Origin of the sequence: Acidithiobacillus sp. IBUN Pt1247-S3, assembly GCF_041146875.1 — a bacterium.
In the GTDB taxonomy this organism is placed as follows: Bacteria; Pseudomonadota; Gammaproteobacteria; order Acidithiobacillales; family Acidithiobacillaceae; genus Igneacidithiobacillus.
In genome coordinates this window covers 273,715-290,934 of sequence record NZ_JBFRXP010000001.1, presented here as the reverse complement: position 1 = coordinate 290,934, position 17,220 = coordinate 273,715, and the positions used below count along the sequence as shown (strand labels likewise).

Genomic DNA, 17,220 nt, shown 5'->3' with positions numbered 1-17,220 from the left:
TGAACCATCTATGGCCGTCTTCAGTCGACTTCTGTCCGCAGCCATGATTTGATCTGCCATCGCCTGAATGTAGTTTTCGCTATCCTTTGACGGGCTTGGTGCCCGCCACCAGGAAGGTCGGTTCCTGATCAGCCGGCATGCTGGCAAGCTCCTCTGGCGTCATGCGCGCATAGATCTCCATCAGATAACCGCTTGGGTCGCGCAGCCAAAGCTCATGCAACGGCGTGCCGCGCCAGGTGCTTCGCGGCGGTTTGACGACCTCCGCACCAGCAGCCACGGCACGATGATAGCTCTCAATCAACGCCGCACGGTTCGCTACCCCCAGCCCCAGATGATAGAGGCTATAGGTATCAAGGGCATCGCCTTTGTCGTTGACCAGGAGCACCATATTCAGACGCAGGTGGGGGATGATGAAGGTGCTGAAGCGTGCCGTTTTGTCCTTGGCTTCTACGCCAAAAAAATGGGTGTAGAACTCGGTGCTGCGGGACAGATCGGCGACGCGGATGCTGAGGTGAAACTCCTGTGTACTAGGGATCATGGCTTCCATGTTTCACTCTTCTCCAAGGTGTCCAATACGTGCCAACTCCGTGCGCAGCTTGTCTGGATCGTCAGCCAAGAGCTCTGCCACGGGTAGGTCCAGCAAGGCTTCAATACGTTGCCGCAAGATGCGGTATGCATTTTCAAAAGCGGCGTTGATTTCGGCTTCCGTACCAGTAACCTTGGCCGGATCTTCTACACCCCAGTGGGCGCGCAGGGCAGGCCCCAGGTAAGCTGGGCAGGTCTCTCCTGCTGCACTGGCGCAAACGGTGATGACGATGTCTGGGCTTGTCGCCAGATCGTCCCAGGACTTGCTCGATAATCCCGCAGTAGAAAATCCCTCGTTTTGGAGCAGGGCGATGGAGCGGGGATGGACGGTGCCAGTAGGGTGACTGCCAGCGCTCGTGGCGTGCACTTTGCCCTGCGCCAGGCCATTGAGGGTGACTTCGGCGAGAATGGAGCGGCAGGAGTTGCCGGTACAAAGGAAAAGGATTTCGGGAACTGCCATTTCTGAGGCTCCTGGATAGCGATCAACGACTACAAGTTTGCGTACCGCGACAACAGTTTTCTGTGAGATAGGCGAGCAGCTCACGAATTTCCGGCATGCGTGCGCGATAGCGTTGGAAGCGGCCCTGCCGCTGCACCGACACCAATCCTGCGTGTTGCAAACTTTTCAGGTGAAAGGAAACCGCATTCGGCGCTTGCGAAATATGCTCGGCAATGTCCCCAGAAACCAAGCCCTGCGGTTCGTGTTCCACCAGCAAACGAAAGATTTGCAGGCGTTGCGGCGAGGCCAGCGCATCCAGTTGGGAAACTCGATGCAGGAGTTCAGCAGGGAAGTCGACCGCTGCAGCCATGCTGCTATTACCTCAACGTTTCAAATACCATTGTAGTATTGACAAGTATTCTTCTATCGTCAAGACTCTACTTTTCGCTTTCCCAGACTAAAGACCCCCATGTTAGCCCTTGGCATTTTTCTGCTTACCCTGATTTTGGTCATTTGGCAGCCGCGTGGGCTCAGCATTGGCTGGAGCGCGATGGGCGGTGCCCTTCTGGCGCTGGCGACTGGGGCCATTCAATGGCGGGACATCCCTATCGTTTGGGGGATTACCTGGGATGCCACTTTTACCTTTGTTGCCCTGATCATTATTTCTCTCATCCTCGATGAGGCGGGATTTTTTCACTGGGCCGCCTTACATGTGGCGCGTTGGGGGAGGGGACATGGGCGTCGCCTCTTTCCGCTGATCATCCTGCTCGGAGCGCTCATCGCCGCCGTCTTTGCCAATGATGGCGCGGCATTGCTGCTTACCCCCATCGTACTGGCAATTCTGCTGCAACTGGAGTTTAGCCCGGCGGCGACTTTTGCCTTTGTCATCGCTACCGGCTTTGTGGCAGACACCACCAGCTTACCGTTAATGATCTCCAATCTGGTCAACATCGTCAGCGCCAATTATTTCGATATCAGCTTTGATCGTTACGCCCTGGTCATGGTACCCGTAGACATTGTCGCTTTCCTCGTTACCCTGTTGGTACTGCGTTTGGCCTTTCGCCAGCAGATTCCGGTGCAGTACGGCACGGCTCATCTGCCGGAACCGCGTTCCGCTATTCGCGATCCGCTGGTATTTCGCGCGAGTTTTCCGGTGCTGTTGCTGCTGTTGTTGGCGTATTTCATTACTGCACAGTGGCAAGTTCCAGTTTCGCTAGTGACAGTGACTGGGGCGCTGATTTTGCTGACGGTGGCGGGGCGCTGGTGGCGCGGTGGGGCGGGTGCTGCACTTTCCGTGCGCAAGATCCTCCGCGAAGCACCGTGGAAGATTGTGGTGTTTGTGTTGGGGATGTATCTGGTGGTTTATGGCCTGCGTAATGCCGGCCTGACGGATCTGGTAGCCGAGGCACTGCAATGGTTGGCTGGGCAAGGCTTGATAACGGCGACCCTGGGCACTGGTTTCATTGCTGCGGTGCTGTCATCCGTGATGAACAATATGCCAGCGGTGTTGGTTGGCGCCCTGAGTATCCACCACACTGGCCTCATTCATACGAGTCCGAGGATTCATGAGGCTATGGTCTATGCCAATGTTATCGGCTGTGACCTCGGTCCCAAATTTACCCCCATTGGTAGCCTTGCAACCCTACTTTGGCTGCACGTGCTCGACCGAAAGGGCGTACACATCGGCTGGGGTCAATACATGAAAACTGGGCTGTTGCTTACCCCACCGGTATTGATTATCACCCTTCTCGCGCTGAGCGGGTGGTTGAGTTGCTTATGAGGGTAGGGTTTGTTCAGTGAAATTGGATTCCTCTGAACTCGGGTGCGGTGCGTCGGACACAAGGATAAGCCCTGGCCTTGATGTGGCTCCGTGGTGGATTCACTTTACAGGTTTCCGTGATGCAAGTAGATAATCCAGGCTCCAATCACCTGCGCCGTGTGCAAATAGCACCAACATTCCCCCGGCATCGACTAATTCGGCCATCTGCACGATCTTGCCCATTGCAGTAGTTGGTTCCAAATGAAAGAACAATACCGCAAGAAAGATGTAACCAGCGAGCAGAAAGGCAAATACGCGTGTGTTCCAGCCAAGCAGAATGACAATGGAACCGCCGACTTCCGTGAGAATCACTAATGGCAGAAGCCAGCCAGGAACGCCATTTGCCACCATGTAGTGTGCTGTTCCGGTGTAATTTGTGATCTTCGAGAGCCCAGCCGGCAGGAACCAGGCGAAGATAATGATACGTGCAAGAAAGACGGCAGCATTTTGCATTGTTTTCACAATATTATACCTCTTCTTATTTTCTTCGTAACACAGTAGCACAGCATTTCATGCCAATCTATCTCTTTCTATAAACAGCTATAATCCTGTTTATAATTACTTTATGTTAGAATATTCGATTTCTTAGCTTCTTTCGTTGTTGTTTGGGCCAGCATCTAACTACCCGAACGATGGGGATAAGACACAGCATGTGGACTGAAGAAGCAGCAATTCTTGCCAATAGCAGAAAAACCGTCGTGCTTTGAGGTGGTGCCCAAGGCCGGACTCGAACCGGCACGGGAAAACCCGAGGGATTTTAAGTCCCTTGCGTCTACCGATTTCGCCACTTGGGCAGGCGAGGGAGTATAGCAGCGCAACGAGTCGTTGTCCTCGCCAGTTTTGGCGCTATCTGACTACGTCGCTTGATTGAGGAGAAGGCGGGCTTGCTCGGCAACGGCGTGATCACCGTCTTGCGCGGCTTTTTGCCACCAGTAGATGGCTTGGTCCATGTTTTGTGCGACGCCCCAACCGTGGGCATAGGCGGTGCCGAGCTGCAATTGCGCGGCGGCATTAAGATTTTCTGCTGCCTTTTGCCACCAGAATGCCGCGAGTTGTAAGTTTTGCGGCACACCGTCGCCCGCAGCGTAGGCTAGCCCTAGCTCATATTGCGCGGGCCCGTATCCGAGCTTTGCGGAACGCTGAAGATGCTGAATTTTTGCGCTGCTCAAGCCGTTGTCCGCAGCAACACTGTAAACGGGGGTAATGACAAGAAGGACTGCGGCAAGAAGTATGGCTTTCTGTTTCATAGGTAGCTGATGTCCGCTGGTTACTAGGCAGTCAGACTATCATAGCGCAGAGGAGTTCCAGATGTGCAACGGGGGCCGATTGGCCCCCGAGCACGCTTCCTTCTTTACTACGGAGCGATTAGCTTGCGGTGGCTTCGGTCTTCTTAGCTTCCACCTTCTTCGCTTCTACCTTCTTGGCAGGGGCCTTCTTCGCCACAGCCTTGTGCTCAGGAGCCTTTTTCATTTCTTTCTTCATCGGAGCTTTATGCTCTACCTTCTTTACTTCTTTCTTGGCGACGGCCTTATGCTCAACCTTCTTCATTTCCTTCTTCACCGGTGCCTTGTGCGCTTCCATCTTGGCAGCGGGCTTGGCCGGGGCGGCAGGGGCGGCAGGGGTGGTGGCGAAAGCGCTGGAAACGGCAAACAAAGAAGCCAAGGCGACAACGATAGCGGAAGTTTTTACAGACATTGTGTTTCTCCTCAAAAAGTTACGTTGAACTGCAATATCACTTAGCAATCTACGTGCCATTTAATGATAGCTATAAAAAACAATACGTTGCTATGCTTTCGTTGGGAGGGATGCCTTGGTTCTTGTTGGGATGTCCCGACGTATTCGTCTGGCATCTGGCTAAGATTTTGAAAATGTTTTGTAATATTGTTGCCATATCACGACGAAGCTGCTCTCGACTGGGGACGTTCATCCAGAGATTGTAAGCTGGCAAGGTGGCGATATACGGTAGAATTCCTCAATAGACTCGCGTGGTCGCCAATAGCGGTAATGCGCCCTGCCTCCAGCAGCACGATGCGGTCGGCATCGCGAATAGTCGCCAGACGATGCGCGGCAACTAAGGTGGTGCGCCCACGAATGAGCTCGGCAAGGGCCTCCTGAATCAATCGCTCATTTTCCGCATCGAGGGCGCTGGTGGCTTCATCCAGTATCAATATGCGCGGATCACGTAGTAAGGCGCGAGCGATGGCGATACGTTGCCGCTGACCACCGGACAGCGTAATTCCTTTTTCACCGACGTGGGTATGCATGCCATCGGGTAGGCGCTCGACGAATTCATCCACGCGCGCCGCGTGCATGGCTGCTTGTAGCGCAGAAGGTGTCGCGCCCGGTTTGGCAAGCAGGATGTTATCGGCAACGCTGAGCGAGAAGATGGCGGGGTGCTGTGGGACGATAGCAATCTGTTGGCGCAGATCGTGAACACGCAGACTGCCAATGTCTTGGCCGTCGAGCAGTATTTGGCCTTGCGTGGCTGCGTAATGCCGTAACAACAGATCAAAGAAAGTGCTCTTCCCGGCGCCAGAGGCACCTACCAGAGCGAGATGTTCGCCCGGCTCTATGGTCAGATCGATATCTTCTAAAGTAGAGATGTCGCTACGGCTGGGATAGGAAAAATACACGTGCTCAAAGCGCAGACGAGCCGCAGAACTTCTGGGGGGCGCGCTTTCTGGGGCGCCTACTACTGGTACTACCGCCTCCTCGGGTTCTTGTTCCAAGAGCGAGAGCAGGCGTTCGATAGCACCCAGCAGCCGTCCCAGTTGCCCCCACAAACTCCCGAGGGAGGACAATGCGGATGTCGCAAACATGGCGTAGATGAGAAAGGCGGTCAGCCCACCGACGCTGCCACGGTGATGCAGAATGCGCCAGCCTCCCAAATAGAGCATCCCGGCGAGAAGCAAAAAGATCAAAAACCCACTGAGTAGCGAAGCGCCGGCTTGCACACGAATCCTGCCGCGCACCTGCTGCAAGACGCCGTCGATACCTTCGCGGTAGGTGGCCTTGGCCGCGCTCTCCCGCGTTAATGCCTGCACGGTACGGATGGCATTGATGCTTTCTTCGGTATGGGAAGACAGATCGGCCAGGTAATCCTGCTCCAGGCGGCTGTATTTGCGCTGCGATCGACCAGAACGCAAGTTGACCCAGACCAGCGGCGGCACAACGATCACGACTGGCAGCACCAGGATAGGCGCAGTCACCAACATCAGGATCAACGAGCCAATCAGGGTCAGACCGTGTTGTAGGGCGCCACCGAGCACACCAGCAAGGCCAAAGCGGAGTATGGTGACGTCGCTGCTCAGGCGCGAGATGACTTCTCCGGTACGGAATCTCTCATAGAACAGTGCGGGTAGATGGACGGCATGGGCAAAGACTTTGTCGCGCAGATCCGCGACCACCTTTTGTCCGATCCACGTAGCTAGGGCCTCGCGCGCGGCGCGCGCAGCGGTAGTAAAGATGCCGAGCAGCAAAAGGGCGAGACTCGCCAGGAGCAAAATCCGCGCGTTGTGAAAGCCGTGATCAAGGAGATAGCGTGCGCCTTGGGGCAGAGCTAGGGTGCCAGCGGCGCTGAGCAGTAGGGAGATGCCGTAGAGCACCAAAAACCAGAGTCGTGGACGTAGAAAAGGCAGGAGGGCGAAGAGGGCATGCCAATTTTTGCTGGTGGGGCGTTGCCAGGGGTTGGCGGCCATCTCTATTCCTGCACCGGTGTTGTGACGTTTCGTTGTTTAGCGACGCACTACCTTGTCGACCCGTGCTTGATCGCGCGGTTTGATGAGCAAGCGGTCGATATTCACATGCTCGGGGAGGGATACTACCCAGCGAATGGCCTCAGCAATGTCTGCGGCGACCAGCGGCGTCATGCCGTCGTACACGGCCTTGGCCGCTTTGGCATCACCGGCAAAACGTACCAGCGAGAACTCTGTTTCCACCAGGCCAGGATCAATCTCGGTAATGCGAATGGGCTGGCCTAGCCACTCCAGGCGCATAGTTTCGCTGAGCGCGCGCACTGCATGCTTGCAAGCGGTATAACCTGCGCCCCCCATATAGGTCTCTTCACTGGCCACGGAGCCGATATTGATGACAGTAGCGGCAGAGGACTTTTGCAACTGTGGCCAAAGTGCGCGGGTAACGCGAGCGAGCCCCAGAACATTGCTCTGATACATTTGTAACCAATGTTCTTCATCGAATTCGACGATGGTTTCTTTACCCAAAGCACCGCCAGCGTTGTTCACCAGAACATCTACAGGGGTTTCGATTTGGGCGGCGAAGGCAGCGACCGATGCGCTGGACGTGACATCCAGCTCTACAGCGATTCCGCCGTACTCTTGTGCCAGTTTTTCCAAGCGCTCGCGCCGACGTGCTGCAAGAATCACTTGATAACCGGCCGCACTGAGCACTTGCACCGTTGCAGCGCCAATGCCCGATGAGGCGCCGGTAACGACGGCGGTTTTTTGCTGTTTGATCATGAAAGTGGCTCCTTGCTGTGTTCATTCCTGCGCACCTGTTTGTGCACTGGCGTGATCGTTGGCAGAACTACAATTTCCTCCAGTCTAACACATAGCCTGCGGCATCACTGCCCGGCCTTACACCCGGCCTTACATTCTGGTGATTTTTCTCTTGGACGGAGGATGCGCTACCATGCGCGCTCTCTTTTTGGCGTTGCTATCATGCACTTTTCCCTGTTTATAGAGATTTTCAATTTCATTGGGATTTTTGTGTTTGCCATCAGTGGTGCCATGCGTGGCGTGCGGGCAGGGCTCGATATCTTTGGCATCGTCGTGTTGGCTGTGGTGACCGCTGTTTCCGGAGGAATTGTGCGTGATGTCTTGATTGGCGCGATTCCACCGCAATCTATTCGCGACTGGCACGGCATCGCCTTGGCGGTAGTGGCTGGATTTCTGGTCTTTTTCTTTCATCGATTGTTTGAGCGCATGCAGTACCCAGTCTTGCTCTTTGATGCAGCCGGCTTGGGACTATTTGCCGTTACCGGAACGCAAAAGGCTCTCAACTATGGATTGGCGCCGGAGATGGCAGCGGTGTTGGGCATGATCAGCGGCATTGGCGGGGGGATGGTGCGCGACGTGCTCACGGCTCAGGTTCCGGTGGTATTGCGTGGCGATATTTATGCCTCCGCAGCGCTACTAGGAGCAGTTTTGGTGCTCTGTGGGGATTGGTTGCATTTCCCTTCCTGGCTCAGCCTCCTGCTTGGCGCCGCCTGTACCTTTATTTTACGAACGCTCAGCATCTACCGTCACTGGACCTTACCGCATCCGCGCTAGTCTTTTTGTGCGGGTGCTTGCATTCCTCATAAATACTGTATAAAAATACAGTTACTGGTTACGGAGGTGTGTTGTGGAACCTTTGACTCATCGGCAGCAGCAAATTCTTGTCTGGATTCAAGCGCAAATCGCCAAGCAGGGCCTACCGCCCACGCGTGCCGAATTGCAGGAAGCCTTTCGCTTTCGTTCTCCCAATGCTGCCGAAAGCCACCTGCGTACCCTGGCACGCAAAGGATATCTCACCTTGCAGGAGGGCAGGGCGCGTGGCATCCGTCTGGTGAGTGAATTGGTAGAAGAAATAGGTCTGCCGCTCATTGGTCGCGTACCGGCGGGTGCTCCCATCCTAGCCGAAAGTCAGCAAGAGGGGCGTTTGCCTATTGATGCACAACTTTTTCCTGGTGCCGATTATCTTCTCCGTGTGCAGGGGATGAGTATGCGCGATGCGGGAATTCTCGATGGCGATGTGCTCGCCGTGCAGCAGAGTAGCGAAGCCCATAATGGCCAAGTAGTGGTAGCGCGGATAGATGGAGAAGTGACCGTCAAACGCTGGCGCAAGGAAGGCCATCAGGTATTTTTGATGCCGGAAAATCCGGATTTTTCTCCCATAGAAGTCGATTTGCGTAAGCAGGATCTCCGCCTGGAAGGGCTGGTGATTGGATTGCTGCGCCTAGGAGGTCTGTGATGAAAACTGCAGTCGAAGAACTTTTGACCCGTCACCCGCAGCGCTTGTGGCGCGCCCAGTCGGCGGATATGGCTCCGAAAAAGCATCTGCACGATCCTGGGCATCCTGATCTCCGTGATTTGCTTGGCGGCTGGCCACGTGGAGCCATCACCGAAATTCATAGCCAAGTAGAGGGTATTGGAGAGCTCCGCCTGCTCTTGCCGACCATCGCCGCCTTGAGTCAACAAGAGAAGCGTTGGGTGCTCTGGTGTTTGCCTCCCTATATTCCTTATGCGCCGGCCTTGGCGGCGGCTGGCGTGCGTTTGGAACGGATGCTCGTGGTTCACCCGCGCCAGTGCCAGGACCAGCTCTGGGCCTTGGAGTCGGCGCTACGCTCTGGGACTTGTAGTGCTGTACTGGCATGGCCGCCGGCCCTGGATGAAGCTACCCAGCGTCGTTTGCAATTGGCCGCCGAGGCTGGCAACAGCATGGGCTTTTTCTTTTATCAGGATGCCGTAAGCCGTCGCAGTTCCGCTGCCTTGCGCTTGCGCGTGCAGCCCTCTGGCGAGCAAACCCGGGTGCAGGTAGAAAAGCGTCGCGGGGGCACAGTCCCAGCAGTGGCCAATCTGGAATTACCGCTAGCGATCTAGAGATGGTGCCCTATGGCAGAGCAGTGGCTGGCATTGGTGTTTCCTGCCTTGGCGGCAGAGCTGTGGAACCTCGATGGCTGTTTGCCTGGTGTCTGGATTGCCGATTCCCGGCAACGGGTCTGGCAGATGGATCGCGGGGCAGAAAGTCGGGGGGTGCAGCTGGGGATGAGTGCAGCACAGGCGCGTGCTCTGGCGCCAGAGCTGCGGGCAGAACAGCGCGACCTGGAACGAGAGTGTAATCTTCTCGACCGGTGCGCTCAGATTCTCTATGCCTGGGGGCCACAGGTGGTAGCCCTGCAGGAGTGGCCACATGTATTGGCGGTGGAGCTGCAGGGCAACCAGTACTGGCGGACTGCGCCGCAGGCGCTCCTACAAGCTATCCACGAGTTTGCCGGGGTACATCTGCGCGTGCATCTGGGCTTGGCGCCCACGCCGCTAGCCGCAGCATTGCTCGCCTGGCAAGGAGAAAATGCCGAATTGCATTGCTGTCCGGCGCAACAATCTTTTCAGGATTGCTGGCAAGGGATTTCCCTGCAGTTTTTCCCGGCAAAGAGTACCTTGCTCGTGCGCTGGCAGAGCTTGGGTTTGTACAGTTGCGGCGATTGTCTGCGACTCGATCGACGGGAGCGGGCGCTGCGCTTTGGTCCGGAATGGGAGAGCTTTTTTGATCGCCTGCGCGGTGATCGACCGGATCCCCGCAGTGCTTGGCCCGTACAGGAAGAGTTTTTTGTCTCTTTTCCACTGCTACAGGAAGTCTCCGATTGGCAGGGCTTACGCTTTCCGCTACACCGTGCCTTTCAAGAGTTACGTCTACGCCTACGGCAGCGCGCCAGCACCCATTGGGAGCTGCTCTTGCAGGGACGCGATACGCAGTACCGTGAACTGTTGCAAAGTCGTAGCCCCCTGAACAGCGCCGAACTCTTTCTGCAGTTGTGGCAGGAACGATTACTGCGGCGCCCCTGGAATTTTGCAGCTCGGCAGCTGCAACTGCGGGCCTTGGATGCGGAGAATTGGGCCGGCGAGCAGGGAGATTTCTGGGAGCAAAATCTGGCAAGAGAACAGAGGCAACTGTTGGACCGATGGCGCGCCCGCCTAGGGTCGGATAGCATTTACCGCGTACAGGTTCGTGCCGATCATCGTCCAGAATCTGCCTGGCAGCCCGTCTCGCCCGAGGCGCAGGATGCGATTAGCCCTCTTGATCCTCGCCCCCGTCCTTTGTGGCTACTGCCCAAGGCTACGCCGGTCTCTTTGCTTCCTGTGTCAGCCTCGAGCGATTTGGAGCGCATTGAAGGCGGTTGGTGGGATGGTCACGATCTGAGCCGTGACTATTTTCGTTGGCGACGCGCCGATGGAGCGCAGTGTTGGGTCTTTCGCGATCGCCGTTCGGGTGAGTATTTTTTGCATGGATACTTCGCCTGAGCCCGCCTATGCCGAGCTCTATTGCCTGAGCAACCTGAGCTTTCTGCATGCCACGGCAGGTGTGGAAGAACTCCTGGATCGGGCAAAAGAGTTGGGCTATGCGGCGCTAGCCATCACCGAAGAATGTGCCCTGTACAGCGCGCCGCGTGCGCACATCCATGCCCAGACGATTGGCCTGCCACTACTGCTCGGCTGCACCTTACAGCTAGAAGAAAGCTTGCGCCTGGTTCTGCTGGTCGAAAACCGGCAGGGGTATGCAGCGCTTGCGCAGTTGATTAGTGTTGCCCGTAGTCGGGCAGGGAAGGGCGAGTACAGGGCCTTTCTCGCCGATCTACTGCCTTTGTCCGGATTGTTTGCCATCCTTTTGCCCGATTACCGGGAGGCGCCGCAAGACCATGCAGCCGTTGCGGATTTATGCGCCACTTGGGGGGCTGCACGCGTGTGGCTGGGTTTGTCTTTGCTGTATAACGGCGACCATCAACAACGTCTAACGGGTTTGTGGCGCTGGCAACAAGATTATCCACTCCGTGCCGTGGCTTGCACCGGTGCCTGCATGGCGCGGCGTTCGGAGCGGTATTTGCTGGATGTGCTCACCGCCATTCGTTTGCACAAGCCGCTTGGAGACTTGGGTTGGGAGCTGCCTCGCAACGGCGAACGACACCTGCGCCGGCGGGAGCAACTGGCGCAGATCTATCCAGCAGAATTGCTGGCAGAAACCCTGCAGATTATGCAGCGCTGTCATTTTTCTTTGCAGGAGCTGCGTTATGTCTATCCGCAAGGTGCTTGCCCCGTGCAGCAAAGTCCGCAAGAGTATCTGCAAACAGAAGCCGAAAAAGGCCTGCTACGCCGCTATCCGCAAGGGGCGCCAGAGCAGGTGCGGCAGCAATTATGGGCGGAGTTGCGCATTGTTGCCGAGTTGGAATATGCCAATTACTTTCTGACAGTGTACGAGATTGTCTGCTTTGCCAGGGAGCGCGGTATCCTCTGCCAGGGGCGTGGTTCGGCAGCCAACTCCGTGCTCTGTTATGCCCTGGGGATTACCGAGGTCGATCCGGCTCGGGCGCATCTGCTCTTTTCCCGATTTCTATCGCGCGAGCGGGGAGAACCGCCGGATATCGACGTCGATTTTGAGCACGAGCGGCGAGAAGAGGTCATCCAGTACATCTTTCGCCGCTACGGTCGACAGCATGCCGCCCTGACGGCCAGTATTACCCACTATCGTCCGCGCAGCGCCATGCGTGATGCTGGCCGCGCCCTCGGCTTCTCTGCTGCCGAACAGGATCAGCTCAGCCGGCAACTGGCTTGGTGGGATGGTCACAAGGTGCTCCCGGAACGCCTGCAAGAGGCTGGATTTGATCCACAAAGCCCCGCTATCCAACGTCTTATCATCGTAGTCAATGCCTTGGTGGGTATGCCGCGCCATCTTTCCCAGCATGTGGGAGGAATGGTGCTGTCCCAGGCCCCGCTCGCTACCCTGGTGCCCATCGAACCGGCCCGTATGTCCGAACGCACAGTACTGCAATGGGACAAAAATGATCTCGACCTTCTCGGTATCCTGAAGGTGGATCTGCTTGCCCTGGGGATGTTTACTGTTCTGCGTCTTGTCCTGGATGACCTGGGCATGGGGCTTGCGGAAATCCCCGCGGAAGATCCCGAGGTATATGCCATGTTGCAACGTGGTGAGAGTTTGGGGGTCTTTCAGGTGGAGTCGCGGGCGCAGATGAGCATGCTGCCGCGCCTGCGCCCGCGCTGTTTTTATGACTTGGTGATAGAAGTCGCCATCATTCGGCCCGGCCCCATCCAGGGTGGAATGGTGCATCCCTATCTGCGGCGGCGGGCCGGTCAGGAGCGCGTGGTGTATCCTGGTCGCGAAGTGCAGAAGGTTCTGGAACGGACCTTGGGGGTGCCGATTTTTCAAGAACAGGTGATGCAGATTGCCATGGATGCAGCAGGCTTTGATGGCGATGCCGCTGATGGTCTGCGCCGTGCCATGGCAGCCTGGCGGCGCAAGGGTGATCTCGGCCCCTATCAGCAGCGTTTACTGGAGGGGCTGGCGGCGCGCGGCTATGCAGCAGAATTTGCGCAGCAACTCTGTGAGCAGATTCGTGGCTTTGCCGAATATGGTTTTCCCGAATCCCACGCGGCAAGTTTTGCGCTGCTGGTCTATGCCTCGGCCTGGATCAAATGCCACCATCCAGCGATCTTTACCGCAGCCCTGCTCAACAGCCAACCCATGGGCTTTTATGCTCCGGCGCAAATTGTGCAAGAAGCAAAACGCCAAGGAGTACGAGTCCTGCCCGTAGATATCCGCCGCAGTCACTGGCAAACACGGGCTCGCGATCGGCGCGTGCGTTTGGGTCTGCATCTGGTCAAGGGGTTGGCGCGCAGCGATGCTGAGCGCAGCCTGACGTGGCGCGATGATGGTGGCAGTCTGGAGCCAGCGGTTCTCTTTCATGAGGCCGGGGTGGGGCGCCCGAGTCTGGAAAAAATGGCGCGCGCTGGTGCCTTCGATGCCTTGCTTGGCCACCGCCGTGAGGCCCTGTGGCAGATTCTGGCGCTGCGGGAAAATACGGCGCTGCGTCTCCCAGCAAGTTCTATTGCACGTTCTTCTCTCACGCCAGCATCTGCCGCCAATCTGTGCCACGATGACTATCAGCAACTGGGGCTGAGTCTGGGGCCACACCCATTGGTCTTCTTGCGCCCGCAACTGGAGCGGGAGGGTTGTCGCAGTATTATACAATCGCTGCGTCAGTCTACGGGTACGCAAGTACGCGTGGCCGGCTTGGTTACGCATCGCCAACGGCCGGGCACTGCCCATGGCACGGTCTTTTTGACCATCGAGGATGAAACCGGGCGCGCCAATCTCATCATCTGGCCACAGCGGGTTGAAGCATGGCGTCGAGAAATTTTGCACGGAAAGCTCCTGGTGATACAAGGCCGCCTGGAAAAACACGGGCCTTACGTGCATAACATCATCGTGGAAGGTGTACGAGATTTACGTGACCGTTCAAAATCACTACCAGTGAACTCCAGAGACTTCCATTGATGTGTCAAAAGCGCACGCTACCATATCGATTTGGATAGCAAACTGGCATTTCCACCAGCTGCTGCGGTGTTGATGCTGACGCTTTGCTCTTGGCACAAGCGTGCCAAAAAATGCGGCCCCCCGGCTTTCGGTCCCGTCCCGGAAAGCCCTGTACCACCAAAAGGTTGCACACCAACAACAGCACCGGTCATGCCACGGTTGACATAGATATTGCCGACGTGCGCAGCGCGATAAATGCGCTGGGCGCGACTGTCGATGCGGGTCTGAATGCCAAGGGTCAAACCATAGCCAAAAGCATTTATCTGTTCGACCACGTTTTCCCAAGAACCGGACCAGCGTACGACCTGCAACACCGGCCCGAAAATCTCTTCAGCGAGGATTTGCTCGTGGCTGACGGCGTAGAGACTGGGTGCGACGAAGTATAACTCTCGCCCCAGGCTATCGCGCATGGCGGCCGATGCCTCGTTGCCGCCAAATTTAGCATGTTCTGGCCAGGGACTACGCGCCAGAAGGCGTCCGCCTTTGGCCTCGAGGCGTTTTAGCTGGGTGAGAATCCGCTCTTGCGCGGTATCGTCAATGACGGGCCCTACATCCGTCGCAAAATCTTCCGGCGCACCAATCTGCAATAGCGCCATCGCCCCGCTGAGCATTTTGATCAGCTCGTCAGCGATGTCTTCCTGTACAAAGAGCATACGCAAGGCCGAGCAACGCTGACCGGCACTACGAAACGCGCTCAATACGACATGATCCACAACTTGCTCTGGAAGGGCGGTAGAGTCTACGATCATGGCATTGAGACCACCGGTTTCGGCAATCAGCGGAACGATCGGACCATCGTTAGCCGCCAGGCTGCGTTGGATTTGCTTCCCTACCCCCGTTGAACCGGTGAAGAGCACCCCCGCAACCTCTGGCGCCCGCACCAGATCGGAGCCTAAACTGCGTCCCGGCCCATGAAAGAGATCAATGGCTTGCGCGGGAACACCGGCACGTTGTAGTAGGGCGATGAAGGCCTCGGCGACGATTGAGGTCTGCTCTGCCGGTTTAACCGCCACACTGTTGCCACAGACCAGCGCGGCAAGTAATTGTCCGGCAAAGATCGCCAGAGGAAAGTTCCAAGGGCTGATACAAACCATGCTACCGCGCCCGCTCATGCGTAGGGTGTTGGACTCGCCGGTGGGCCCGGGAAGCTCCTGATCCACTAGCTGCTCCTGTGCCATCAACCCGTAATAACGGCAGTAATCAATCGCTTCGCGAACCTCGGCAACGGCATCGACCCAACTCTTGTGCCCTTCCCAGACCACGCGTGCTGCAAAAGCATCGCGCTCTTGCTCCAGTAAATCGCCAGCGCGCAGCAGGCACGCACAGCGTTCGCGCAGCGGCTGCTGGTTCCAGAGCTGGAACCCTTCCTGTAGTTTTTGCATACGCCCAGGGATCGTGTCGCGCGACTCCATCCGTTTGGGGTTTTGCATCGGCAGATCTTTCCATGCTTGCAGCAGTGTGGCACGCTGATCCGCCTCCGCTGGATCAATTCCGAAAGGATTCGGCCTTTGTTGGCCGGCAATTTCTCCATAAATGTCGACGGGCATGGGTAAGGGCGACTCGCGCTCGCTCAGAAAAGGATTGGCCAGAAGGGCCGATAAGGGCATTTGTGGATTTGCGAGTTGATGCACAAAAGAGCTGTTTGCCCCGTTTTCTAATAAGCGTCGCACCAGATAGGCGAGTAAATCGCGGTGTACGCCAACGGGGGCGTAAATTCGAACCGGTATCGTCTTTGATGCAAGCACCTCGGCATAAATGGAATCTCCCATACCGTGCAATTTCTGTAGCTCGAAACTCGCCTGCGGCACACCCTCAGCCATCAGTAAGACCGCGGCGATAGTGGTCGCATTGTGCGTGGCAAACTGCGCATAAATATGCCCCTCAGCACTCGCTGCAAGCATTGTACGCGCACAAGCGAGATACGATAGATCGCTGTGATGTTTGCGGGTATACACTGGATAACCGTGTAAACCCAGCTCCTGGGCGCGCTTGATTTCGCTATCCCAGTAGGCGCCTTTCACCAAGCGCAGCATTAGTGGACGCGCAAATTTCTGTGCCAAGGCGATCGCGGCATCGACCATTTCTATTGCACGGGTTTGATAGGCTTGGATTGCCATTCCCAATCCATCCCATCCAGCACAATCGCTGTCGTCAGCAATGGCTCCTAGCAGCGCCTCCATAACGGTCAAGCTCAGGCCCAAGCGCTCGTTTTCCTCCGCATCAATGGTCAGACCAACACGAGCACCTGCGGCGGCTTTGGCAAGTTGCACCAGTTTGGGGAGAAGTCTTGGTAGAAAGAAGTCAATTTGGACCGCTTCGAGGCGCGGTTCGAGTGCGGAGAGTTTGATGGACAGACCGTCACGCTCCCGAGGGCCGCCTTTTTGTTCTTGCCGAGCCAAACGTGCCAAAACTCGCTGATATGCCTCGTCGTAACGCTCCGCGTCGTCATCGCAACGCGCGCTCTCGCCCAACATATCAAAAGAATATCGCCAAGTTCCTGAGTACCGACGTTGTGTGGTGGCACGTTTTTGCGCCTGCTCAATGGTCTCGCCCAGAATGAACTGCCCCCCAAGAAAGCGAACAGCCTGCGTTGCGGCATTCACCACGCTTCGCGCGCGCAGCGTTTGTTTGGATATAGAACCATGGTCGGGGTCGGGAAGCCATTGCGCCGCCATGCGCAACATCGGCGTGATTAATGACTCGCCGAATTTCTTGGGTCCGCTCTGGTTGGAAAAGCCCCGCCGCAACTGATCCGCTGCAAGCGCAGCAGCGGTATCCCGATCAGGAACGCGTAAGAGCGCTTCTGATAGGCGCATCAGCGCTAGACCACTTGCACTGTCTAATGGATATTCCGAGAGCAGTGACTCCATACTGAAGGAATTGTAGCGCTGAGAGTCTCGCGCGGCCTGAATCCAGGGTGCCGCGAGTTCTACAACCGCGTCCCAGGGGAGTGTACCGACCCGAGCAAGCACCTGCTTAACACATGCAGCCTCGTCGCGCACGGCAGGCGGTAAGGCAGATTCCACCTGCGAATGCGTCGTTATAGTGCTATCGGTTACGTTACTTCCTGTTTTACGATTCGTCATCTGGCCCCCAACAATATAAGTTGATATGGCGAGTGTAAATGTACAACAGTATTCGTGCCGACGTAAAGTCACGAATAATTCTGGATGCCTTGACACCCGCAACTGACTGACAACTTTCGCATGGGTGCCAAAAGTATGAGACATCTTCTAATAACAATAAAAAGGCTTTACTCATCAGTATGACAAAA

15 protein-coding genes and 1 tRNA gene are annotated in these 17,220 nt (G+C 56.5%); 6 read left to right on the top strand and 10 right to left on the bottom strand.

Features of this window, described 5'->3' with window-relative positions; all coding sequences use genetic code 11:
• Window positions 1–79 precede the first annotated feature (79 nt).
• Genes AB4090_RS01520 through AB4090_RS01510 form a run of 3 tightly spaced genes read right to left on the bottom strand, consistent with a single transcriptional unit; the run spans window position 80 to window position 1,394 of the window.
• A complete protein-coding gene (locus AB4090_RS01520) occupies window positions 80–547 on the bottom strand; it encodes a VOC family protein (protein ID WP_369572086.1) in 468 nt (155 codons plus the stop codon).
• A 3-nt stretch (window positions 548–550) separates the two neighbouring features.
• Window positions 551–1,045, bottom strand: coding sequence for an arsenate reductase ArsC (locus AB4090_RS01515; protein ID WP_369572085.1), 495 nt, complete (start codon window positions 1,043–1,045; stop codon window positions 551–553).
• A gap of 22 nt (window positions 1,046–1,067) precedes the next feature.
• Window positions 1,068–1,394 carry an ArsR/SmtB family transcription factor gene (locus AB4090_RS01510; RefSeq protein ID WP_369572084.1) on the bottom strand — a complete coding sequence of 109 codons (327 nt, stop codon included), beginning with the start codon at window positions 1,392–1,394 and terminating at the stop codon, window positions 1,068–1,070.
• A gap of 99 nt (window positions 1,395–1,493) precedes the next feature.
• Here AB4090_RS01510 and AB4090_RS01505 point away from each other — a divergent pair, with 99 nt between their 5' ends.
• A complete protein-coding gene (locus AB4090_RS01505) occupies window positions 1,494–2,804 on the top strand; it encodes an arsenic transporter (protein ID WP_369572083.1) in 1,311 nt (436 codons plus the stop codon).
• Between the two features lie 99 nt (window positions 2,805–2,903).
• Here AB4090_RS01505 and AB4090_RS01500 read toward each other — a convergent pair whose 3' ends face one another.
• The 6 genes from AB4090_RS01500 to AB4090_RS01475 all read right to left on the bottom strand — a co-directional run bounded on the left by AB4090_RS01500 (window position 2,904) and on the right by AB4090_RS01475 (window position 7,318).
• Window positions 2,904–3,296, bottom strand: a complete 393-nt coding sequence (locus AB4090_RS01500) for a DoxX family protein (protein WP_369572082.1) — start codon at window positions 3,294–3,296, stop codon at window positions 2,904–2,906.
• 256 nt (window positions 3,297–3,552) lie between these two features.
• Window positions 3,553–3,637 (bottom strand) — tRNA-Leu (locus tag AB4090_RS01495).
• Window positions 3,638–3,697: 60 nt separating this feature from the next.
• Window positions 3,698–4,090: a tetratricopeptide repeat protein gene (locus AB4090_RS01490; RefSeq protein ID WP_369572081.1), complete on the bottom strand. Its 393-nt coding sequence runs from the start codon at window positions 4,088–4,090 to the stop codon at window positions 3,698–3,700.
• A gap of 118 nt (window positions 4,091–4,208) precedes the next feature.
• A complete protein-coding gene (locus AB4090_RS01485) occupies window positions 4,209–4,538 on the bottom strand; it encodes a hypothetical protein (protein ID WP_369572080.1) in 330 nt (109 codons plus the stop codon).
• 197 nt (window positions 4,539–4,735) lie between these two features.
• Window positions 4,736–6,541: an ABC transporter ATP-binding protein gene (locus tag AB4090_RS01480; RefSeq protein WP_369572079.1), complete on the bottom strand. Its 1,806-nt coding sequence runs from the start codon at window positions 6,539–6,541 to the stop codon at window positions 4,736–4,738.
• 36 nt (window positions 6,542–6,577) lie between these two features.
• Window positions 6,578–7,318, bottom strand: coding sequence for an SDR family NAD(P)-dependent oxidoreductase (locus tag AB4090_RS01475; protein WP_369572078.1), 741 nt, complete (start codon window positions 7,316–7,318; stop codon window positions 6,578–6,580).
• A 201-nt stretch (window positions 7,319–7,519) separates the two neighbouring features.
• On the opposite strand from AB4090_RS01475, the gene AB4090_RS01470 reads away from it, so the two are divergent.
• From AB4090_RS01470 to AB4090_RS01450, 5 genes are all read left to right on the top strand, one after another.
• Complete coding sequence (locus AB4090_RS01470; protein WP_369572077.1) at window positions 7,520–8,131, top strand: trimeric intracellular cation channel family protein; 612 nt, start codon at window positions 7,520–7,522, stop codon at window positions 8,129–8,131.
• A 73-nt stretch (window positions 8,132–8,204) separates the two neighbouring features.
• The gene (gene lexA, locus AB4090_RS01465; RefSeq protein WP_369572076.1) at window positions 8,205–8,813 is read left to right on the top strand and encodes a transcriptional repressor LexA; all 609 of its coding nucleotides are present in this window, start codon (window positions 8,205–8,207) and stop codon (window positions 8,811–8,813) included.
• Window positions 8,813–9,442: a translesion DNA synthesis-associated protein ImuA gene (gene imuA, locus AB4090_RS01460; protein WP_369572075.1), complete on the top strand. Its 630-nt coding sequence runs from the start codon at window positions 8,813–8,815 to the stop codon at window positions 9,440–9,442. Before lexA ends, imuA begins: the two co-directional genes overlap by 1 nt.
• A 12-nt stretch (window positions 9,443–9,454) precedes the next feature.
• Window positions 9,455–10,861 (top strand): hypothetical protein, encoded by a 1,407-nt coding sequence (locus AB4090_RS01455; RefSeq protein WP_369572074.1) that lies wholly within the window; start codon window positions 9,455–9,457, stop codon window positions 10,859–10,861.
• Window positions 10,845–13,907, top strand: a complete 3,063-nt coding sequence (locus AB4090_RS01450; protein ID WP_369572073.1) for an error-prone DNA polymerase — start codon at window positions 10,845–10,847, stop codon at window positions 13,905–13,907. The genes AB4090_RS01455 and AB4090_RS01450 overlap by 17 nt, the downstream gene beginning before the upstream one ends.
• 17 nt (window positions 13,908–13,924) lie before the next feature.
• On the opposite strand, the gene AB4090_RS01445 is transcribed toward AB4090_RS01450, so the two are convergent.
• Window positions 13,925–17,032, bottom strand: coding sequence for an L-glutamate gamma-semialdehyde dehydrogenase (locus AB4090_RS01445; RefSeq protein ID WP_369572072.1), 3,108 nt, complete (start codon window positions 17,030–17,032; stop codon window positions 13,925–13,927).
• Between the last annotated feature and the right edge of the window lie 188 nt (window positions 17,033–17,220).

Bases quoted from the DNA above. Each gene is read 5' to 3' on its own strand.
- AB4090_RS01475 (WP_369572078.1), bottom strand. From the start codon at position 7,318: ATGATCAAACAGCAAAAAACCGCCGTCGTTACCGGCGCCTCATCGGGC.
- AB4090_RS01485 (WP_369572080.1), bottom strand. From the start codon at position 4,538: ATGTCTGTAAAAACTTCCGCTATCGTTGTCGCCTTGGCTTCTTTGTTT.
- imuA (WP_369572075.1), top strand. From the start codon at position 8,813: ATGAAAACTGCAGTCGAAGAACTTTTGACCCGTCACCCGCAGCGCTTG.
- AB4090_RS01450 (WP_369572073.1), top strand. From the start codon at position 10,845: ATGGATACTTCGCCTGAGCCCGCCTATGCCGAGCTCTATTGCCTGAGC.
- AB4090_RS01470 (WP_369572077.1), top strand. From the start codon at position 7,520: ATGCACTTTTCCCTGTTTATAGAGATTTTCAATTTCATTGGGATTTTT.
- AB4090_RS01500 (WP_369572082.1), bottom strand. From the start codon at position 3,296: ATGCAAAATGCTGCCGTCTTTCTTGCACGTATCATTATCTTCGCCTGG.
- AB4090_RS01445 (WP_369572072.1), bottom strand. From the start codon at position 17,032: ATGACGAATCGTAAAACAGGAAGTAACGTAACCGATAGCACTATAACG.
- AB4090_RS01505 (WP_369572083.1), top strand. From the start codon at position 1,494: ATGTTAGCCCTTGGCATTTTTCTGCTTACCCTGATTTTGGTCATTTGG.
- AB4090_RS01515 (WP_369572085.1), bottom strand. From the start codon at position 1,045: ATGGCAGTTCCCGAAATCCTTTTCCTTTGTACCGGCAACTCCTGCCGC.
- AB4090_RS01490 (WP_369572081.1), bottom strand. From the start codon at position 4,090: ATGAAACAGAAAGCCATACTTCTTGCCGCAGTCCTTCTTGTCATTACC.
- AB4090_RS01510 (WP_369572084.1), bottom strand. From the start codon at position 1,394: ATGGCTGCAGCGGTCGACTTCCCTGCTGAACTCCTGCATCGAGTTTCC.
- AB4090_RS01480 (WP_369572079.1), bottom strand. From the start codon at position 6,541: ATGGCCGCCAACCCCTGGCAACGCCCCACCAGCAAAAATTGGCATGCC.
- AB4090_RS01455 (WP_369572074.1), top strand. From the start codon at position 9,455: ATGGCAGAGCAGTGGCTGGCATTGGTGTTTCCTGCCTTGGCGGCAGAG.
- AB4090_RS01520 (WP_369572086.1), bottom strand. From the start codon at position 547: ATGGAAGCCATGATCCCTAGTACACAGGAGTTTCACCTCAGCATCCGC.